The following is a 19321-nucleotide window of genomic DNA, read 5'->3' as shown; positions in this document are numbered from 1 at the left end:
TTGAATCTGTGCGTGCATCTAGGCATATTCGTTACTCATCCTTCCCATGTATTCTTTTGTAAAGAATTGTTGCGTCTTTAGTTGCGTCAACTAATGGGAGTGGAGAATATAGTAGACAGGCGGCAATACAAACTGATGGTTTTACATATCGATATGCGCTATGTGCGCCAAATGCAGGCGCGACTACTTCAGGATTTTTCGCGCTGCCGAAATGATCTGACGCGACAGATTTTCCATGCGCGGCGATTGCACCTTCCAGGTATGCCAATACAACGCCAACTCGAGCGGCTTGTTCGGTGCAAGATAAATCATTTCATGTTTGCCGGCACTGGCCTTGAGCAGAAGTTCCGGCACCATGCCGTAGCCCAGGCCGTAGCGAATCGCATTGAAATGCGACGCGGCGCCGGGAACGTAGTGGCACGGATACGCGCCCTCCGGCAAGCCCAGTTTGCTCAGCAAGAAAGACGATTGCAATGTGTCTTTATGGGTGTACGCCACCACCGGCGCATTGCGCGCCGCCTTACGCGTCAAGCCATCTGCAAACCAACGGTCGGAAAATTCTTCTGCCGCTACCAACCAGTAGCGCATCACTCCCAATAGCTCGGCCGAACAGCCACGCATCGGCTTCGGTTCCGTGCTAATGCAGCCAATTGCCATGCCGGTTTCCAGCAGCGAGTAAGTGTGATCCTGATCTTCCACGGTCAGGTCCAGCAGAACTTTTTCGCGTATCAGCACGTCTGACAAAGCAGGAAAAAACCAGGTGCCGATCGAATCGGCATTCAATGCCAGCACCAGTCGCATCGGCGCATCCTGTTCCACCGCCAACTCTGCCGCCAGATCCGCTTCCAGCATTTGCGCACGCTTCAGATATTGCATCAGCCTGTGCCCCGTCCGGGTAGCGCGCGCAGGACGGCAGCGCACGATCAAGGCATTGCCCAACATGCTTTCAAGCGCATGCACGCGCTGCGATATGGCCGGTGAAGTCAGGTGCAGCCTCACCGCGGCTTGCTCGAAGCTGCCGGTTTCGATCACCGCGCGAAAGGCCTCGGTGTGTTTTGGATTCAGGTTCAAATGCAGATTCATATTGAATTTCCTTAGATAAGAAAAATTTATGATTCATTAATAATACTTAATTTTATTTAACGAGTGTTTTATTGCAACCACAATGCACGCTCTTCAGGCCATCCGACCCGCATCCGTCAAGGATCCGAGTGCCCAATTCAACAGGAGCGACAATGAGCCAGCTGGCCAAGCAACCAAAATCCAGGATAGTCCGCAATCTCAAATTCACACTGGGCTTTGGCCTCGGACTGACGCTGGCCGCCAGTCTTGCCATCGGGTATTGGCTGCATCAGGCATGGCAGCAACTTCCGGCGGTTGATCATCTGGCGCAATATAGTCCGGCGCTGCCGTTGCGAATCTATTCCAGCGAAGGTGTGCTATTAGCGGAATACGGCGAAGAGCGCCGTGAATTCCTGCCGATTGCTCAGATTCCCTTGCGTATGCGCCAGGCATTGCTGGCGATCGAAGATGCACGTTTTTATGAACATGGCGCAGTCGATTTCTTCGGCCTGCTACGCGCAACCCTGGCAAACGTTGTCAGCGGCCAACATGGGCAAGGCGCCAGCACCATCACCATGCAGGTAGCACGCGGCTTCTTTTTGACGCGTGAAAAAACCGTGCAACGCAAGCTGAAAGAAGTATTGCTCGCCTACAAACTGGAACAGCGATACAGCAAGGACAAATTGCTGGAGCTGTATATGAATCAGATCTATCTTGGCGAACGGTCTTACGGTTTTGCCGCGGCTTCCAATATCTATTTCGACAAACCGCTGGCGCAGCTGAGTGTGGCCGAAGCGGCGATGCTAGCCGGTCTACCCAAAGCACCCTCTGCCTATAATCCGGTAGCCAATCCGCAACGCGCGCAAATCCGCCAGCACTATATTTTGCAACGCATGCTGGCGCTTGGTTATATTACGCCAGACGATTTCGAGCAGGCCATGGCAGAAAAACTGGTGCTCAACGCCAGCCGTAATCCATCCGTCAGGGGCGCTGCTTATGTGGTCGAGGCAGCACGGCAGATGGTAATGCAAACTTATCAGGAACGCGCCTACACCATGGGTCTGGATGTCGTCACTACGGTCCGGATTGCACCGCAGCTGGCGGCCGACAAGCACTTGCGCTCGGGCTTGCTTGATGCTCAGGGGCGCCGGGGATATCGCGGCCCGGAGGCGCAACTGGCCACTACCGCCGACGATGACTTGCAAGACAACGCATTCAAGTTGCTCGCGCCCTATCCCGACAGCAGCGAATTGTGCGCGGCAATTGTCATCGCTATTACGCAGAAGCAGATCACAGCCGTATTGCGGAATGGGCAGAGCCTGCAAATAGGTCGGATTGATCCGCGCATCGCTGGCGGCTGGGCCAGGTTGCCGACGACCGGTAAGCGGGGCATTATCCCTGGCTCGGTCATCAGGGTTTATGAAGACAAACCACAACACTGGCTACTCAGTCAGATGCCGGAAATGGAAGGTGCGCTGATCTCTGTCGATGCAAAGACTGGAGATATTCTCGCGCTCGCCGGCGGCTTTGATTTTTTTCGTAATCCTTTCGATCACGCATTGCAAGCATTCCGCCAGCCAGGCTCGAGTTTCAAGCCTTTTGTTTATTCGGCGGCGCTGGAAAAAGGCTACTTCCCCGGCACCATGGTGGATGACACGCAACGCCTCTTGCTGCCGCAGGAAACCGGAGCCCGCGCCTGGCGTCCCCGCAACTACAACAACAACTATGAAGGCTTCATTACCGTCCGGCGCGGCTTGATGCGCTCCAAAAACCTGGTCGCGGTGAGTTTGATGCAAGCAGCAGGCGCCAATTATGTGCAGAAATTTACCACCCAATTCGGTTTTCTCCCCGAACGCAATCCGGCTTCCTTGCCGCTGGCGCTCGGCGCCGGCGCGGTGACACCGTTGCAGCTGGCGCAGTCTTACGCGGTGTTCGCCAACGGTGGCCATCATCTGGCGCCAAGGCTGATCAAGGAAATCCGCGATCGCTCTGGACAAGTGCTCTATCACGACCTCACACGTAACAATCTCAACTCCAGCCAGCAATCCGGCAAAAGAATCATTTCTGCACGCAATGCCTATCTGATGGACAGCATGTTGCAGGACGTGGTCAAGTCCGGCACCGGCCAGAGCGCCAAAGTATTGGCGCGCAGCGATACCGCAGGTAAAACCGGAACCTCGAACAATGCCTATGACGCCTGGTTTGCCGGTTATTCTTCCGGTGTGGTGTCGGTAGTGTGGTTGGGCTATGACCAACCGAAATCGCTGGGCAATGCCACCGGCGGCGTGTTGGCGCTGCCAATCTGGAACCGCTATATGCAGGTGGCGGTGACGGACCGGGAGGAATGGGTGCGGGCAGAACCGGCAGGGCTGGCGCTATCCGACGGCGATTATATCTATGCCGAATACCTGGGCAAAAACTGCCTGGCAGACAACAATCAGTTCATTTACAGCAGACTGAAATGCAGATCTGGCGGCGCCGTAAATCCAGCGCTTCAACAGGAAGCATTAGCTGCGGCTGAAGAGCGCGAGCAAATTCTGAAACTGTTTTCTTCCGAGGATTAGAGCCATGCTGCTACATTCCATCTACCTGATTGCGATCGTGGCGGAAGCCATGTCCGGCGCCATCATGGGCATGCGACGCGACATGGATCTGTTCGGCATCTGCGTCATCGGCACCATCACTGCATTGGGTGGCGGCACCATGCGCGATATATTGCTGGGGAATTATCCGCTAGGCTGGATCGCGCATCCCGAATACCTGGTGTTTACCGTCGGCGCCGCTATCGTCACCGCGCTGGTGGCGCGCTTCCTCCATCATTTGCGCAACGTGTTCCTGGTGGTCGACGGCCTGGGCCTGGTGGCTTTCAGCGTGATCGGTTGCGATATCGCCCGCGCCAACGGCATGTCGCCCGGCATAGTGATTTTGGCAGGCATGATTACCGGCGTCTTCGGCGGCCTGTTGCGCGATGTGCTGTGCAATCAGATTCCATTGGTGCTGCAGCGTGAGTTTTACGCTACCGTTGCGCTGTTCACCGGCGGTTTGTATGTCGGCTTGCTGTGGTACCAGGTCGATCCGGCGCTGGCGCCCTTGATAGCGATCGGCGCGGGCTTCCTGCTCCGCCTGCTGGCCATGCGTTTCCATTGGAAATTACCGAGCTTTAACGGCGGTGGCATCCGCGGATTTGAGTAGCAGCCCGTCGACCAAACTGAACATGTCGTCGGGCGCATTGTCCACCACTTGAAGCAAGGCTCCGGCGGGAGCCCTTTACTTAGAACGAGTGATGCATGCCGACGGTGGTCACCAGCTGACTGGATCCTCCCGAAACGCCGGTGCCGCCGCCGGTGCCGGTGCCATTCATCACCGCGAATTTTGCATCGCCGCCGGCACGCTGATAAGCGGCTTGCACATACAGTTCAGTGCGCTTTGACAAGGCATGCACATTGCTCAAGCTGACCGTGTTCCAGCGTGCGCCTTCCAGTTTGGACAAGCTGTAGCCGAAATTCAACGTATCTGCCGTCGCGTAATGCCAGGCCGCTCCGAGATCGAGATTCTTCTGCTTCGGCGACATCGCCGTCGGCAATGCTATCTTGGTCTGTGTGTACAGGCTGTTAAGACGCACATCGCCGATCGTGTACCCAAGCCCTGCCGCGATCGTGGTCAGGCTGTTGAATACGGTGGCGGCGCTGCCCAGATTCAGGCTGCCCAGGAAGGCGCCGGCATAACCCGCCGGCCTGTCGTTCAATTTCGAATACGCGAGTACTGCACGCAGCGGACCATTGGAATAGTTGGCGCCGGCGCTCAGGTTGCGGCCTTTGCTATTGTTGCCAGCCACTTCGCCGAAACCGACCATGCCGCTCAGTTGCAGGCCGGAGAATGCCGGCGTGGTATAGCGTACGGCATTGTCGAACTGAAAGGTGTTAGCCAAGCTGTCCAAATTTCCCGGATGGAATAGATACCAGTTGGTGAGCTGATAGCCGTTGCTTAGTTTGCCGGCGTAATCGAACACGATGTCCGGCATGTGGCCCATGGTCACGGCGCCGAAATCGCCGGACAGTCCAACCGTGCTCATGCGATTGAATAATTTTCCGGCCGACGGCTGGGCGCCGGTGGTTGTATAGAAACCGCTTTCCAGCTGGAAATTGGCTTTCATATTGCCGCCCAGGTCTTCGCTGCCGCGAAAACCGATGCGGTCCGGTTGCATGGTGCCTTGGTCCATGCGCACAACGGACTTGCCGCCTAGATTGTTGACGTACGCAACGCCAGCATCCAGGCTGCCGTATATCGTCACGTTGCTTTGCGCAAATGCACTTGTACCCAAACCGGTCGCCGCCATGGCAATCAGTATTTTCTTCATGAGTTTGTCTCCCCCTTCATCGAATAACCACGGCCTTGACCGTGTCCACCATCCTCATATGCCCCGCGCTTACGAGATGTGTTGGTTTGGCGGAGCTGAACTGCCGCCTGCGGTACGTTGATCGAGATTTATTTGTTTTACATACGAATCAACGTTCCACAAAATTCATCGAGCTCAAAAAAATACCCGAGGCGATCGCGGGTATTGCTTGTGCTTGTTCCTTACAAATCCGGTCTTACAGGTTCGCTTTTACAGATCCAATACCAGACGCTTGCCTTTGCAACCCGAAACACAGACCATCATCATTTTGTTCGACGCTCTTTCGCTCTTGCTGAGTACACCGTCGCGGTGTTCCGGTTCACCTTCCAATACCTTGGTTTCGCAGGAGCCGCAAACACCTTCGCGGCAGCTATGCTCCACATCCATGCCGGCATCCAGCAAGGCGTCCAGCAGCGATTTCCCGGCCGGCACCATAATGATTTTCTTGCTGCGCGCCAGTTCCGCCACATATTCGTCTCCTTGCACCGCGGTAACATTTTCGGCGGCGGCGAAACGCTCGATATGCACGTTGTGCAAATCCAGCTCGGCGCAAATCGTTTCAAACGCATTGAGCATAGGTGTCGGGCCGCAGCAGTAGAAGTGTGCATCCTTCGGCTTGCTGGCCAAATAGGCACGCAGATCGGGCGGCGCGCCTTGTTCATCGTCGAAATGCCCACTAACGCCGGTTTGCTGCAACAGCGCCTCGCTAAACGCTGCCTCTGCGCGCGATCTGGCGCAATACAGCAACTCGGCAGATTGCCCCTGGCTACGCAAATGATTCAGCATGCAAGAAATCGGCGTGATGCCGATGCCGCCGGCAATCAGCACCGAATGCCGGGCCGATTCAGCTAGCGGAAAATTATTGCGCGGCGCCGAAATCGTCAAGCTGGAACCGACCCGCAACTGCTCGTGCACATAACGCGAACCGCCGCGGCTGTTACGATCGTTCAGCACGCCGACCACATAGCGATGGCGCTCGGTCGGCGAGTTCAGCAATGAATAGCTGCGCACGATACCGTTAGCCAGATGCAGATCGATGTGCGAACCGGCTTCGAACGGCGGCAAACTGGCATCGTCCAACGCCACCAGCTCCACACTGAGAACGCCTTTCGCCTCAAAACGCATGGCTTGGACCCGCACCGAAATCAGAGAATTGCTCATAAAAACCTCACACTAAACAACGGCCTGTTGCAGATCGACGTCGAGCCGCGCGAAAGCGTCGATCTCGACCGTCAATTCAGAAAACACCAGGCCACTTACTTCCACCAGCGTCGAACACGGATACGGCGTCTGGAAGAAGGTGCGGCGTGCCCGCCCCACCTCATCCTTGTCGCCAATATCCTTCACATAAATCACCAGCTTGTAGATGCTGCCGAGCGTGCCGCCGGCAGCTTCCACCAGATCGCGGATCTTGCCCAGCACTACCAGCGTTTGCGCATAGGTATCGAGGGCAGCATCGCGCGCGGCAGGATGCGCGGTCATGCCGGACAACACGATCTCGTTGCCGAGCAGCAGGCAGTTAGACCAGGTCGCAGTGGCCGGTTCAGCCACCTCGTCGCACATCACCCGGCGTACGGCTACCATGGCAGTCATACGGCTTACGCTGCCTTGGCCTGGATTGCCGCTTCTTCCTTGGCCAGTTGCTCCTTGGCCAGGTTGCGCATATGGCGGCGCAAACGGACGATGCCCATATCGTGCTGATACAACATCTCGTGTTGATTGGCGTCAGGCTCCATCACTTCCAGCACTACGCGATCCTGCTCCAGCACAGCCCAATGACGCGCCTCCAGCCGATTGCGATAGAGGAAGCGCCAGGTGTCGCGCTGCCAGCCGCTCAGCTTGCGGCAACGCCAGTGGAATACGGCAGCAACGTTGTCGCTGACCGGGGTATAGCTGCCGATGATGACGAAGCTGCCACCGGGGCCGCCGGTTTTCGGATAGGGAATCGCCAGGCGCATCCAGTGCAGATCGGTATCGGCCCACTCTGTCCAGTCGAAATTGACGCCGCTCTGGCCTTCTTTTTCGAATACAAAACCGATATCGGTTTCGCGCACGCGGAAGGTTGCCGTGCTGTCGCCCTCCGCCATCGAGTGCGACTGCTTGTGCAGGAAAGTGCCGTGCATCGGATCCATCACATTGTCGAGCACGTAGCGATAACCGCCCTTCCATTCCGTGTAGCACAGGAAATTGGAGTATTCGTCGCTGGTCAACTCTTCCGGCAGTTGCAATGGCGGCGGCTGGTCGACATCGACACTGGAGTTGTACAAGAAAATTGCGCCACAAGCCTCCTGCACGTGGAAGGAACGTGTCGCTTTCGCGCCTTCCAGCTTGCAGCCGGGGCTGCCGGGCACGCTGGTGACGACGCCATCAAAGCGCACCTGCACGCCGTGGTAACCGCATGCGATGCGATCGCCCAGTGCAATGCCCATGGACAATGGCGCGCCGCGATGCGGGCAATGGTCTTCCAGTGCGTGCAGCTTGCCGGAGGTTTCGCGCCAGATAACGAATTTTCGTCCCAGGCGGCGCAGAGAAACCGGGCGTTCGGCTACAAATTCAGACGGGCAAATCGGGTACCACAAATCTTTCAATCCGGCGGCAAGTACCGCTTCAACTGGATCATTGGCTGTCGTTCTCATCACTAATCTCCTGAATAACTAGGTCGGCCTATGCCGCCAGTCTTGCGATTTCTTCTTGATACAAGGTTTCGTTCCAGATACCGTCGTTATGTGGACAGCCCGGGCCGGTGCGGTTCAGATGCGCCACCAGCGCCGGCAAATCGTGGATGCCCGCTGCAAATGCGCGTTCGATGGAATCCCCCAGCAAATCCTCGTACTGGGTTGGCTGACGCCGGCGCGCCTGGTGCGGATTGAGATAGACATCCTGTCTTGTGTCGTTCATTATTGGCCTCCATTTTTTACGCGTTCGCGAATACGCTCACGCACTGGTACAAAATCGTAAGTTGGATAACATTCGGTGCGATAAGCCCCCCAGGCGCTGCGTTCGAGTTCGACGTTCACCAACGGCAGCAGCGCCGGCGGTAACTCGAGGGTCACTATTTGCCCCAATCCCATCGCCACCGTCCAGGACACCACGCGCGAACCTTCGACCGGGAAACGGTCCCACCAGTCGGCTTTTTTCAGGTGCGCCTGGATCTGGTCCAGGTTCATGGTTTGATCATGCTTGAGCAGCACAGTCAGCAACATCGTTTGTGGTTTATCATCCATGATCTAAATGAATACCTCGCATCAGGATTTTGGGCGGTCGGTCAGGAATTTTCCGCTTGGACCTTCGGCATTTTTCTGGCGCCGGGTATTGCCGTCGATGCCGCCATCTATCGCCCATTCGGCAAACATGGTCGGACCAGGTTCGAAGTCGCGCGGCTCCCACTTTTCATTGAGCTGGTCTTCGTCCGCGTAGTATTCGATCAAGCCACCGGCCGGGTTGCGGAAATACCAGAAATAAGCCGACGAAATCGGATGGCGTCCGGGTCCGAGTTGCGTATCCCAGCCCTGGCGCGACATATGCATGCCGCCGCCGAACACTTCGTGAATATCGCGCACCGTGAATGCCACATGATTCAGACCTGAGCGCGCCTCCGGCGGCTGCAACAGGAAAATATCGTGATGACCACCGTCGGCGGCACAACGCAGGAAAGCGCCGCGGCCCGGATAGTGATCGGACGGTACGAAACCGAAGTTGTCGCAATAAAAACTTTCGCAGGCTTGCACGTCCTTGACGAAGAACACAACGTGGCCGACTTCGATCGGCGCAGCGCGCTCGTATGCCGGACTGCGCTGGTTGATTCGATGTTTGTGCGACCAGGTATTCATCTCTGCGCACTCGATTTCTATGTCACGCTTTTGCGTTACCTGAAAACGCACCGCCAGACCATTAGGGTCAGTGCAGCCGATACGCGTTCCCTGGTTCACATAACCGGGGAAACCTTCAATCCGCATCGCAAAGCGTTCCAACACCTCTGTCGCCGATACGCCCCAGACCACTTCACGCAAGGTCGGTCCGGCTTCGATCGCCGGCGGCAAATCGGCAGCATCGCTGTGCTTGACCACTACGCGGCAGCCGTTTTGCGTTTCAAATACCAGGACTTGTTCGCTGTCCTGTACCAGCGTCATGCCCCAGTCGGAAAAAAATCGCTTGCATAACGGCAGATCGTCCGCGCCGTAGGTGATTTCATCTATCCCTAATACATCCATTCTGCGTCTCCTCGCACTACCCTCAGTTACTTCTCAGTTACCTTGTTTTCAGCCTGCCCACGGCAGCGGTTCTTCATTCAAGCCCCAGTACATGCTCTTTTGCTCCATGTACTGCAAAATCCCCAAACGGCCTTTTTCACGTCCCAGACCGCTATCGCGCCAGCCGCCAAACGGCGTCGAAATCGACAATTGCTTGTAGGTGTTGATCCACACATTGCCGGCTTGTACCGCGCGTCCGAAGCGCCAGGCTTTCTTGTAGTCGCGGGTCCAGATTCCCGCCGCCAAGGCGTAGACGCTATCGTTGGCTTGTGCGATCAAGTCTTCTTCGTTATCAAAGGGCATCGCCACCAGCACCGGCCCGAAAATTTCTTCCTGGCAGATACGTTGGTCGTTAGTCAGGCCTTCGATGATGGTCGGCAGGTAATAATTTCCACGTTCGAACAGCTCTCCGCTTGGGCGTGTACCACCGGTGCGAATCTGTCCGCCGTCGGCCACGCCCGTCGCCACATACGATTCGATCGAATCGCGATGACGCGGGGTGATCAGCGGCCCCAGTTGGGTGCGCTCATCGGCAGGATCGCCGACACGCAACGCCGCGGCGCCAGCCGCCAGACGCTCGATGAAAGATGCGTAAATTCCGCGTGCCACGAACAAGCGGGAGCCGGCGATACAAGACTCACCCGATGAACTGAAAATGCCATACAGCACGCCAGCCACCGCGTGATCCAGGTCGGCATCCTCGAATACCATGGTCGGTGATTTTCCACCCAGTTCCAAAGATACCGGCATCATCTTGTCGGCGGCGATGTGGGCAATATGTTTGCCGGTGCTGGTACCGCCGGTGAACGATACCCGTCGCACCAGCGGATGCACAGTGATGGCGTCGCCGATCACAGAACCCTTGCCAGGCAACACGCTGATCAATCCCTTCGGCACGCCGGCTTCATCGCAGATCTTCGCCAGTTCCAACGCCATCAACGGCGTGACTTCGGCCGGCTTGACCACTACCGCGTTGCCGGCAGCCAGCGCCGGCGCCATCTTTTGCGCTTCGCTGGCGATGGGCGAATTCCATGGCGTGATGGCTGCAACCACGCCCATCGCTTCATACACGCTCATGGTCAGGTTGTCGCCGCGCATCGGTGTGATGGTGTCTTCCATGGTTTCGCAGGCCGCGGCGAAAAACTGGAAAGTGCCGGCGGCGCTGGCTACCAACGCACGCGTTTCCGAGATCGGCTTACCGTTGTCCAGGCGCTGGCGTTGCGCCAGATACTCCGAACGCTCACGGATCAGCTGGGCCACACGGTACAGCACCGCAGCGCGTTCATGCGGCTTACGCTGCGCCCAGCCACTGGTGCGGAATGCATGGTCCGCGCCGCTTATGGCTTCTTCCACATCCGCGATGCTGGCGGCGTTGAGCCACGCAATCGGTTCGCCGGTAGCGGGATACAGGCTCGCATAGCGATCACCTTGCCCCAGGCGCCAGTTACCGGCGATGCAGATCGGTAGTGTCTCGTTTGGATTCATTTCACTCTTCACTCAGATAGATAAGGCGTGGGCGCGGTTGCCGAGCGCGCGTACGACGCTGAATACGGTCAGGGCCGAGGTTTTCGGATTGGCGGCCAACGGCTTGCCACGCATGGTCAGCTCAAACCCGCCGAAGGCGCCCTTGGCTTCCACGTGATGCACGTTTTCGGTGACGGCGGGGTCGGCCAGCAGACGCACATGCGTGTGATCCAGGCCCAAGCCTGCCAGCGACAGCGTGGCGGCGACGTTGGCGTTCTTCGGATACAGGCGCGCTGCTTCACGCGCCGTGCCTTCGAAAATCACGGTTGCGATTTTTAAGCTATCCAGATCGAACAGGCCGTCCGCCGGTGTGTCCTTCCATGCGCCGGGCGGCTTGCGGCCGGTATACACCACCGAATCAAGACCGCCGACACGGGCTGCCGACAAGGCATCGATGGCGCCGATTGCACCGGACAGCAGTTGCACCTGGGTCTTGCCCTCGCGAGCGGCAGCCTCCAGTTTTTCCACCAGACCCAGTTCCGACAGCGCACCTATTGACACCACCATGCAGGGAATGCCGCGTTTCAATGCTGGAATGATGTGTTCCTCGATGGCTTTGTGACCCGCGCATTCGATCAGCAGGTCGGGGCGCCGGCCCTGCTCTTCCAGGCGGTCGGTAACGCGGGCCTGCGGCGCCAGCGAAAACACCAGCGAACGCGCAGCCTCCATATGTGCCTGCGGCACGATCACGAGATCGAAGGCGACTTCCGGGTCGCTCTTCAGCAACTCCATCACGCCCAGGCCGATGGCGCCACAACCTATCATTGAAACGTGCAGCATGTCAGTCTCCTCAGGCTACGGTTGCGACGGTGTTTTCAGCCACTTTTTCTTCATTCACCGGGGGGCCGGCGAAGGCAGTCTTGAATTTACCTATAGACAGCATGTCGATTTCCAGCATGAACGGTCCCGGCTCGGCCAACGCCATGCGCAAGCCATTCTCAACGTCGGCCAGGTCGCTGATGCGCGTGTGGCGCAGCTTCAGCGACTGCGACAATTGCGCATAGTCGGGCGTGTGCAGCTCGACGTAATGGCGACGACCACCATACTGCGCGTCCTGGATGTTCTTGATGACGCCGTAGCTCTGGTCGTTCATCAGGACGATGACCATATCGGCACGCTCTTGCACGGCAGTTGCCAGTTCACCCAGGTTCAGGATGAAGCCGCCATCGCCGGCCAGGCAAAAAGTCTTTTTGCCGGATGCCGTCGCCGCAGCGCCGACCGCGGCACCGATACCCATCGCCAGGCCTTGGCCGATGCCACCGCCGAGTGCGTGCACGCCAGCCAGCGGATCGAAAATGCGCAGATAGCGATTGCCCCAGGTGCTGTTGGAGACGGTTACGTCACGCACCCAGTTGAAATTGCGTCCTGCAGCTTTTTGCAATTGTTCGACCAGCGCGCTATATGGACCGAGCCCGTCGACCAGGCCGTGCACCGCACTTTCGCGCGCCTTCTGCAAATCGCCGATGAAAGCCGGATCGACTTGCAGCGATTTAAGAGCCTGCAACCGGTCGGCCAGGCCATCAAGCGCCAGCGCGGCATCTCCGCAGACAAAGTAATCGCTGTTGTAGCAGCGGCCTTCGGCAGCCGGATCGGCATCGATGCGATAGCGCGCCTGCGGCAGTTTCAGCTCATATTTCAATGTCTCATTGCCACGCAGCCGCGAACCGACTACCACCACGGCATCGCAAGTCTGGTAGAAATTTTCGACCGGCTTATGCAGGTTGAAAGCACCCAGCGAACGTGGATCGTCTTCCGGCACAATGCCGCGACCTTGCGTGGTAGTGACCAGGCCGAAGCCGAGATCTAACAGTCGCTTGACCTGCTTGCTGGCGTGGCGCGCGCCGCCGCCAACCCACAGCATCGGACGCTTGGCCTTGACCAGGCGCGCAGCCAGCTCGTCAAGCGCATGCGCCGACGGTGTATTGGCTGGAATCGGCAGCGGCTTCAGGTCGGATGGCATGGTGATCAGCGCCGCCTGGATGTCGATCGGAATCTCGACGCTGACCGGCCCCATCGGCGGCGTCAGCGCAGTTTGCACCGCCAGCTTGATAGTGCTGATCGCGGTATCGACGCTACGTACGCGGAACGCCGCTTTCGATATTGCCTTGAGCATGGTCAATTGATCCGGCGCTTCGTGGATATATGACAGGCTCTGATCCAGGTAAGGCGTCTCGATCTGGCCGGTAAGGTGCAGCAACGGCGTGCCCGCGGTCAGTGCCTCCACCATCGCACCGGCGGCATTGCCGGCTGCGGTGCCGGTGCTGGTCAGGCAGACGCCAAGGCCGCCGGTAGTGCGCGCATAAGCGTCCGCCATATTGGCGCCGCCGGCTTCGCCGCGCGACATGACGAAGCGGATCTTGCCGCGCTCGCCGAAGGCATCCAGGATCGGCATGTTATGAATTGAAATGACCCCGAATGCTGCCTTGACGTCACACTGCTCGAGAAAGGCTGCGATGGCGCAGCCGACGGTAACTTGCATTTTTTTAGGCATGGCGGGAAAGTCCTCCTGAAACGTCGATATGACTGCCAGTTGTGTACGAAGAAAGCGGTGTCGCCAAAAATATGATGGCGCGCGCGGCTTCCTGTGGATGGCCGAGACGACCGAGTTGAATATGTTTTTTCTGGGCCAGCGCCTGGGTCCATTGTTCCCAGGACAAGTCGCGTTCTTCACGCGCTTCATAGCGGCGACGCCACTGGCCGGATTCCACCAGGCCGATCAGGATGCCGTTGACGCGAATGCCCATGGGACTGAATTCTGTCGCCAGCGAGCGGACCAGATTGTGCACGCCGGCGCGGGCGGCGGAGGTAGCCACCATGTGCGGTTCCGGCTGTATCGCCAGCAAGGAATTGACGCAGACGATGGCGGCATGGCCGTCGGCCGCGCTCATACGCTGCAACTGCGGCTGGAAAGCTCTGGTCGGATAAATCACGGAAAAGAATTTAAGGCGCAGCTCCTCGATCCAGGCTGCGTCTTCGGTATCGGCAAAGGTCGATACCCGCCCCTGTCCCGCATTGTTGATCAGCATCGCTACCGGGCCGAGATTTTTCTCGACCGCAGCGGCGAACGCTTGCACCTGTTCTTCCGACAGCACGTCGCACACCGCGCAATACAGCTTGGCTTGCGGAAAGCGCAGACGCAGCATGGCTTCGACTTGCGTCAGGCGCTCCTGATTACGGCCGCAAAACGCCACCGCCGCGCCGGCTTCCAGCAGCAACTCTACAGTTGCCAGGCCGATTCCTGAAGAGCCGCCGGTGACGGCGGCAACTTTGCCGTCGAGTCGAACCATGTTCATGCTCTTACTCCCGCCACATGTTGACGACCTTGCTGCCTGATTTCTCAGGAGCGTGGTCGAGCAGGCCGGACAGTTCGCCGGCAGTCTCGCGCACCAGGCGCACGATGCCGTCAAGCTGGCTGGCTTCGATATGCGGCAACGGAATCGTCGCTCCCATCGCCGCCACTACCTTGCCGGAGTGATCACGCACCGGCGCTGCAATAGTCGAGATACCGGTTTCGAAAAAACCTTCCTGCAATACGTATCCGCGCTCACGGTCGTGCTGCACCATGTCGAACAGCTCGACTACAGTCTTCGGCGTGTTGCTGGAGAAGCTTTCCAGATGCTCTTCCGGATACAGTTCGCGCAGCTCTGCCAGCGACAGGTCTTCCAACAGGACGCGGCCGAGCACCGTGGCATGCGCCGGCAAGCGGGTACCGACATTGACTGAGCTGACGAAGGCGGTCGGCGTCACCGATTTGGCGACATAGACGATCGAACGGCCGTCGCGCACTACCAGGTTGCAGGGATAGGAAATCTGGTCGCGCAAACGATCCAGCAGAGGCCGGCCGATTTCAGTCAGTTCCAGCGACGCCAGGTATTCGAAACCCAGACGCAGCACTGCCATGCCGAGACGATAATCGCGGCCGCCGTCAGCGCGTTCGACGAAACCCATGCGCTCCAGGGTGGTCAGCAAGCGAAACACCGTCGAGCGCGGCACGCTCAGGCGGCGCGCCAGTTCCGGCGCCGACAGGCTCTGGTCCTGCCGGCTGAATTCGCACAGCAGGCGCAAGCCGCGCTCCAAACCCGGAACGAGATATTTTTCTTGCATTTCTTCTTCTGGCAGCTCTGGTTTATTCATGATCTTGTCTTAAGAAAGTTGATAAAGGTGGTGACGTATCACCGCTGCTACTGCTTCCGGCTGCTCGACGTAGCAGGCATGGCCGGCATCGTCTATCAGCTGGAAAGGAAGTTTGAAACTGTCGGCCAGCGCCCTGCTTTCCTGTGGCGTGGTGACAATGTCAGCGGCGCCGCAATATACCGCAGCCGACGACCCTGCCGGCACATATCGCTGAATATCGTCGCCGCATAGCATGTGCACCGCCTGCACGTATCCGGCCGGATTCAGCTTTTGCGTATTCCAGCGCACCCAGGCACGAGCAGACTCGCTAGCTTGCGCAGACAGCATGCGCTCAGGACTTTTCAGTGCCATGCCGTCCACCCCTTGCTTTTCCAGGACATCCAGGCGTTGCTGTGCGATCTGTTGTCCACGCAAGCGTTTGTCGTCACTGCCATAGCCTTGGGCCGGACTAATCAGTAGCAACTGCGCCACGCCGCGGGGGGCTGCGGCCACATGCGCCGCCGCCATCATCGCTCCCAGCGAATGCCCCACCAGCACGTAATTCTTCAGGCCAAGCGCCTGCAAAAATTGTTGCAGACGCGACGCATAATCGGCGGCGCGTGGATGCGTCATCGGCAATGGCGACGAGTTGCCATAGCCAGGCGCGTTCCAGGCAATGACCTGGGCGTCCTGCTGTAGTTTCAGCGCACACTGCAGCCACGACGCCGCCCCCGAACCTATGCCGTGCAATAGCACTACGCTACGGCCGGTTGCGGATTCGCTGCCACAACTACGATATGAAACCATGCTGCCGCCGACGTCGACGCTACGTTCCGGAAAGCCGCGCTCGAGCAAATCGAGGGCGTCTTCCAGCTGTCCTGCGCCGGTGGCGGGCATGATCATCGTCATATCAGCCACGCTTGATTTTCGCCAGCGGATGATCGGCTGGATAAGTCGGCGTAATCGGCGTTTTCGCACCCAGCATCACGCACATCAACGCATCTTCTTCGCCGATGTTGATTTCTTCGCGATAGACGCCGGGCGGAATCGATACCACGTCGCGTTCGGTCAGTATGGTTTCGTAGCGTTCACCGTCTTTTTCCAGCACCAGCTTGAGTTTTCCGCGCAAAACGAAGAACACTTCCTCGACGTCGACATGCAAATGCGGCGGACCTTCGTGGCCGGCCGGAATGATCATGGTCGAGAAAGTGAAGTGTTCGGATGGGATCACGCTGCTGTCATTGGCCACGCCGGTACCGCCGGTGCCGATATAACGCATTTGGGCGCGGCTGTATTTAGGGTCGTAGTCGGCCTGGAACTTGAGTGCATTCCAGTCGTATTTACGGCTCGAAAAGCGCGCTACGCGGCTATCCATCCACTGGCTGAAACTGGCGCCTTCGGCTTGATCCCAGCTGCGCTTGATGTTCTGTTGTTCGGATAAATCTGTCATCGTTTTCTCCTTGCGTTCGTCCAGTTGACTGTTAGTTCATGACAAAGCCGCCATTGACGGCCATCACTTGTCCGGTAAAGAACCGGGACAGGTCGGATAGTGCAAAAATCACTGCGCCACAGACGTCTTCCGGCAACTGTTCACGCTGTATCGCGCGACGATCGTGGTACATCTGATGGCGTGCCTGCGGCACATATTCGGTGGCCTCCACCAGCGTCAACCCGGGCGCCACGGCGTTGACGGTGATGTTGTCGGCGCCCAGTTCACGCGCCAGCGAGCGCGTCATGCCGATCACTGCGCTCTTGCTGGCAACGTATGCCAACAGATTCGGTGCTCCCCACAGCGGTGTGTCGGAAGACAGGTTGACGACGCTGCCGCGCCCGGACTGTCGTAGCGCCGGCAGACACGCATTGGTCATCAGCCAGGTGCCGCGCACGTTGACGCTCATGACCTGATCCCACATCGCTACGTCCAGTTGTTCGGAACTGCGGCCGCCAGAGTTGGTCACGGCCGCGTTGTTAACCAGACCGTCCAGCCCACCCAGCCAGCTGGTCGCCTGCTCTGCACACAATTCAACCGATTGCGGATCGGCGAGGTCGAGCGTGAAGCCCGCCACCTTCAGGCCGCGCTGTTGTAGCACGGCGACCGCTTGCTGCAAACTGTCTTGCAGAATGTCAGCCATCGCTACGCTAGCGCCGGCTTCGGCGGCAGCGGTAACGAACGCCAGGCCAAGGCCGCGCGCTGCGCCGGTAATCAAAATCCGTCGTCCTGCCAGTAGTTGCGTGCTTTGTGTCATGTTTGTCTCTTGTTATCGAACCGTGCCGGTATTCGCTCTAACTCCAAGCAAGCGCTGCGACCAGTAAGAATTCATTTGTTTCATATATAAACCAACGGATCATATATGAGATTGCTTAAACAGGAATATAGCAGAGATCTCCCGCATAGATAGATCTTTTTTATTTTTTTTTGATGTAACTCGATGATTTATAACTGAAAACTATGGAAACACTAAAACTGATTGCAGCCGCGATGGCCTGTGAGCCGACACTACCCGAGCGAGTAAATTATTCCGGGTAATGGCCGCCGGTGCGGCGCCATGTTCGTGGCGCCCGCACCCTTCCATCATGAAACGCCAAGACCTGACACTGCGTGCGCAGCCCGATGCTTATCGGCGCGCTCACGCAGCCACAGGATCAAACCGCAGATGAACACGACTAACTGGGTACCGATAAGCAGCGCGAATCCCGCAAAGAACCCCGCCCCCGAACCGGCGGTTGTACCCGATGCGGCGGCCACGGCACTAATCACGCCGCCCATCAAGGCTGGCATGAATCCGGCCACCAGGCTGCCCGTGCCGTTGACGACGCCAAAGGCGCTGGCCGTGTGTTCGGGACGCGAATAATATTGCACCGTGCTAGGAATAGCCGGGCTGAGCAATCCCCAGAAGAAATTGGCGGCAATCAGGCTGTAGGTTGCCCAGTAGGCGTTCTCCACATTAATCGCCAACAGCACCGACAAGGCGACGCCGACACTTGCTGCCATGAAGATAAACGGCACGCGCTGACGTTCAATCCTGTCAATGATGACTCCACCCAGCAGCACGGCCAGCACCAGCGCATATTGTGGCAAGGATGCAAGCCAGCCCAGCTCCTTCAGCGAGAAGCCACGCGCTTCTTTCAGGTACGCCGGCAGCCAGTTGCTGCTGCCCCAGAGATAGGCCAATGCGGCGGAAGTCAGTATGGTGATCAGGAACAGGTGACGCGTTTTCAACGCCCCTTTGACGATATCGCCAGCTCGCGTCATCGCATCGCCCATCGAGCTGGGTTTTTCCATATAAGCCGCCATTTTCGGCATGCGTACAAACGCCATCACCAGTGGAACGCCTAGCAGGACATTCATCAACCCGATCAGGTAGAACGACATCTCCCAGTGAAAGCTGACCAGCATGTAACCGACAAGCGGATAGCCGAGCGCCAGGCCCAGACCCGTTCCCATATTGACGAAGGAGTTGGGCTTGCCGTTTTCGCGTCCCTCGAAGTGCGCCTTGATGTATGACGACGCCAGAGAAAACAAAGGCCCCTCGGCGACGCCGAGCAAGATGCGCGATGCCACCAGAATGCCGTAGCCGTGGAAATGCGGTGTCAGGAAAGTGACGGCGCCCCACATGATCAAGCCATAGATCAGACTCTTTCGCACCCCGAACAGTGCGGCGCAAAACGGTGTCAGGATAAAGGCGGAAATCCCGTAACCCAGCATGAACGCCGTGGCCAGGAAACCCTGGCTGGCGCGATCATTCTTGGCCAGGTCGATGTGACTCAAGAATGCGGGATCGGTAATCAGTACCGAGATATTGATTCGGTCTACATAGGAAATGGCGACAATGATAAACAGGGTAATAACGCCGTACCAGCGGCCGCTATTGGATTTCATGAAATCCCCCGCGTTGTCGAGTTGGCAGCGCTTGGGCACACGCGCCTAAGCACGTTGACGCGATGCGTGGCGAAGGCGGCGGCAAGCGCGCCCGTT

The 19321-nt window shown here is 58.0% G+C and carries 19 protein-coding genes; 2 read left to right on the top strand and 17 right to left on the bottom strand.

The genetic code is table 11. The features are described from left to right. Positions 1 to 183: 183 nt before the first annotated feature. The gene (locus KHU29_RS08195) at positions 184 to 1077 is read right to left on the bottom strand and encodes an HTH-type transcriptional regulator ArgP (protein ID WP_211452371.1); all 894 of its coding nucleotides are present in this window, start codon (positions 1075 to 1077) and stop codon (positions 184 to 186) included. 158 nt (positions 1078 to 1235) lie between these two features. Here KHU29_RS08195 and KHU29_RS08190 point away from each other — a divergent pair, with 158 nt between their 5' ends. Then, positions 1236 to 3626 carry a penicillin-binding protein 1A gene (locus KHU29_RS08190; RefSeq protein WP_211452314.1) on the top strand — a complete coding sequence of 797 codons (2391 nt, stop codon included), beginning with the start codon at positions 1236 to 1238 and terminating at the stop codon, positions 3624 to 3626. Positions 3627 to 3630: 4 nt separating this feature from the next. Continuing rightward, positions 3631 to 4254, top strand: coding sequence for a trimeric intracellular cation channel family protein (locus KHU29_RS08185; protein ID WP_211452313.1), 624 nt, complete (start codon positions 3631 to 3633; stop codon positions 4252 to 4254). A 79-nt stretch (positions 4255 to 4333) separates the two neighbouring features. On the opposite strand, the gene KHU29_RS08180 is transcribed toward KHU29_RS08185, so the two are convergent. The 16 genes from KHU29_RS08180 to KHU29_RS08105 form a co-directional block, all read right to left on the bottom strand. Continuing rightward, on the bottom strand, positions 4334 to 5419 hold the full coding sequence (locus KHU29_RS08180; protein ID WP_211452312.1) for a porin: 1086 nt from the start codon (positions 5417 to 5419) through the stop codon (positions 4334 to 4336). Positions 5420 to 5668: 249 nt separating this feature from the next. Next, complete coding sequence (locus KHU29_RS08175) at positions 5669 to 6619, bottom strand: PDR/VanB family oxidoreductase (RefSeq protein WP_211452311.1); 951 nt, start codon at positions 6617 to 6619, stop codon at positions 5669 to 5671. A gap of 12 nt (positions 6620 to 6631) precedes the next feature. Beyond that, on the bottom strand, positions 6632 to 7051 hold the full coding sequence (locus tag KHU29_RS08170) for a RidA family protein (protein WP_211452310.1): 420 nt from the start codon (positions 7049 to 7051) through the stop codon (positions 6632 to 6634). 5 nt (positions 7052 to 7056) lie between these two features. Then, the gene (locus tag KHU29_RS08165) at positions 7057 to 8094 is read right to left on the bottom strand and encodes an aromatic ring-hydroxylating oxygenase subunit alpha (protein WP_211452309.1); all 1038 of its coding nucleotides are present in this window, start codon (positions 8092 to 8094) and stop codon (positions 7057 to 7059) included. 28 nt (positions 8095 to 8122) lie between these two features. After that, a complete protein-coding gene (locus KHU29_RS08160) occupies positions 8123 to 8356 on the bottom strand; it encodes a recombinase-like helix-turn-helix domain-containing protein (RefSeq protein ID WP_211452308.1) in 234 nt (77 codons plus the stop codon). Beyond that, on the bottom strand, positions 8356 to 8682 hold the full coding sequence (locus tag KHU29_RS08155; protein WP_211452307.1) for a hypothetical protein: 327 nt from the start codon (positions 8680 to 8682) through the stop codon (positions 8356 to 8358). Before KHU29_RS08155 ends, KHU29_RS08160 begins: the two co-directional genes overlap by 1 nt. Positions 8683 to 8703: 21 nt before the next feature. Next, on the bottom strand, positions 8704 to 9669 hold the full coding sequence (locus KHU29_RS08150; RefSeq protein WP_211452306.1) for a VOC family protein: 966 nt from the start codon (positions 9667 to 9669) through the stop codon (positions 8704 to 8706). A 48-nt stretch (positions 9670 to 9717) separates the two neighbouring features. After that, positions 9718 to 11193, bottom strand: a complete 1476-nt coding sequence (locus KHU29_RS08145) for an aldehyde dehydrogenase (protein ID WP_211452305.1) — start codon at positions 11191 to 11193, stop codon at positions 9718 to 9720. A gap of 12 nt (positions 11194 to 11205) precedes the next feature. Next, complete coding sequence (locus tag KHU29_RS08140; protein WP_211452304.1) at positions 11206 to 12012, bottom strand: aspartate dehydrogenase; 807 nt, start codon at positions 12010 to 12012, stop codon at positions 11206 to 11208. A gap of 10 nt (positions 12013 to 12022) precedes the next feature. After that, positions 12023 to 13723 (bottom strand): thiamine pyrophosphate-binding protein, encoded by a 1701-nt coding sequence (locus KHU29_RS08135; protein WP_211452303.1) that lies wholly within the window; start codon positions 13721 to 13723, stop codon positions 12023 to 12025. Further along, positions 13716 to 14525, bottom strand: coding sequence for an SDR family oxidoreductase (locus KHU29_RS08130; protein WP_211452302.1), 810 nt, complete (start codon positions 14523 to 14525; stop codon positions 13716 to 13718). Before KHU29_RS08130 ends, KHU29_RS08135 begins: the two co-directional genes overlap by 8 nt. Positions 14526 to 14529: 4 nt before the next feature. After that, positions 14530 to 15366 carry an IclR family transcriptional regulator gene (locus KHU29_RS08125; RefSeq protein WP_211452301.1) on the bottom strand — a complete coding sequence of 279 codons (837 nt, stop codon included), beginning with the start codon at positions 15364 to 15366 and terminating at the stop codon, positions 14530 to 14532. 9 nt (positions 15367 to 15375) lie between these two features. After that, the gene (locus tag KHU29_RS08120; protein ID WP_211452300.1) at positions 15376 to 16254 is read right to left on the bottom strand and encodes an alpha/beta fold hydrolase; all 879 of its coding nucleotides are present in this window, start codon (positions 16252 to 16254) and stop codon (positions 15376 to 15378) included. A 1-nt stretch (position 16255) separates the two neighbouring features. Next, positions 16256 to 16795 carry a cupin domain-containing protein gene (locus tag KHU29_RS08115; RefSeq protein ID WP_211452299.1) on the bottom strand — a complete coding sequence of 180 codons (540 nt, stop codon included), beginning with the start codon at positions 16793 to 16795 and terminating at the stop codon, positions 16256 to 16258. A 31-nt stretch (positions 16796 to 16826) separates the two neighbouring features. Next, positions 16827 to 17591, bottom strand: coding sequence for an SDR family oxidoreductase (locus tag KHU29_RS08110; RefSeq protein WP_211452298.1), 765 nt, complete (start codon positions 17589 to 17591; stop codon positions 16827 to 16829). 326 nt (positions 17592 to 17917) lie between these two features. Continuing rightward, entirely contained in the window at positions 17918 to 19225 is a 1308-nt protein-coding gene (locus KHU29_RS08105; protein WP_211452297.1) for an MFS transporter, read from the bottom strand. Between the last annotated feature and the right edge of the window lie 96 nt (positions 19226 to 19321).

This window comes from Collimonas antrihumi (assembly GCF_018304965.1).
Classification (GTDB): Bacteria; Pseudomonadota; Gammaproteobacteria; order Burkholderiales; family Burkholderiaceae_D; genus Collimonas; species Collimonas antrihumi.
The sequence above is the reverse complement of the archived record's forward strand: the minus strand, read 5'-3'. Positions and strand labels throughout refer to the sequence as shown.

Excerpts from the sequence above, each read along its gene's own strand:
- KHU29_RS08190 (WP_211452314.1), top strand. The coding sequence starts at position 1,236 with ATGAGCCAGCTGGCCAAGCAACCAAAATCCAGGATAGTCCGCAATCTC.
- KHU29_RS08185 (WP_211452313.1), top strand. The coding sequence starts at position 3,631 with ATGCTGCTACATTCCATCTACCTGATTGCGATCGTGGCGGAAGCCATG.
- KHU29_RS08180 (WP_211452312.1), bottom strand. The coding sequence starts at position 5,419 with ATGAAGAAAATACTGATTGCCATGGCGGCGACCGGTTTGGGTACAAGT.
- KHU29_RS08175 (WP_211452311.1), bottom strand. The coding sequence starts at position 6,619 with ATGAGCAATTCTCTGATTTCGGTGCGGGTCCAAGCCATGCGTTTTGAG.
- KHU29_RS08170 (WP_211452310.1), bottom strand. The coding sequence starts at position 7,051 with ATGACTGCCATGGTAGCCGTACGCCGGGTGATGTGCGACGAGGTGGCT.
- KHU29_RS08165 (WP_211452309.1), bottom strand. The coding sequence starts at position 8,094 with ATGAGAACGACAGCCAATGATCCAGTTGAAGCGGTACTTGCCGCCGGA.
- KHU29_RS08160 (WP_211452308.1), bottom strand. The coding sequence starts at position 8,356 with ATGAACGACACAAGACAGGATGTCTATCTCAATCCGCACCAGGCGCGC.
- KHU29_RS08155 (WP_211452307.1), bottom strand. The coding sequence starts at position 8,682 with ATGGATGATAAACCACAAACGATGTTGCTGACTGTGCTGCTCAAGCAT.
- KHU29_RS08150 (WP_211452306.1), bottom strand. The coding sequence starts at position 9,669 with ATGGATGTATTAGGGATAGATGAAATCACCTACGGCGCGGACGATCTG.
- KHU29_RS08145 (WP_211452305.1), bottom strand. The coding sequence starts at position 11,193 with ATGAATCCAAACGAGACACTACCGATCTGCATCGCCGGTAACTGGCGC.
- KHU29_RS08140 (WP_211452304.1), bottom strand. The coding sequence starts at position 12,012 with ATGCTGCACGTTTCAATGATAGGTTGTGGCGCCATCGGCCTGGGCGTG.
- KHU29_RS08135 (WP_211452303.1), bottom strand. The coding sequence starts at position 13,723 with ATGCCTAAAAAAATGCAAGTTACCGTCGGCTGCGCCATCGCAGCCTTT.
- KHU29_RS08130 (WP_211452302.1), bottom strand. The coding sequence starts at position 14,525 with ATGAACATGGTTCGACTCGACGGCAAAGTTGCCGCCGTCACCGGCGGC.
- KHU29_RS08125 (WP_211452301.1), bottom strand. The coding sequence starts at position 15,366 with ATGAATAAACCAGAGCTGCCAGAAGAAGAAATGCAAGAAAAATATCTC.
- KHU29_RS08120 (WP_211452300.1), bottom strand. The coding sequence starts at position 16,254 with ATGACGATGATCATGCCCGCCACCGGCGCAGGACAGCTGGAAGACGCC.
- KHU29_RS08115 (WP_211452299.1), bottom strand. The coding sequence starts at position 16,795 with ATGACAGATTTATCCGAACAACAGAACATCAAGCGCAGCTGGGATCAA.
- KHU29_RS08110 (WP_211452298.1), bottom strand. The coding sequence starts at position 17,591 with ATGACACAAAGCACGCAACTACTGGCAGGACGACGGATTTTGATTACC.
- KHU29_RS08105 (WP_211452297.1), bottom strand. The coding sequence starts at position 19,225 with ATGAAATCCAATAGCGGCCGCTGGTACGGCGTTATTACCCTGTTTATC.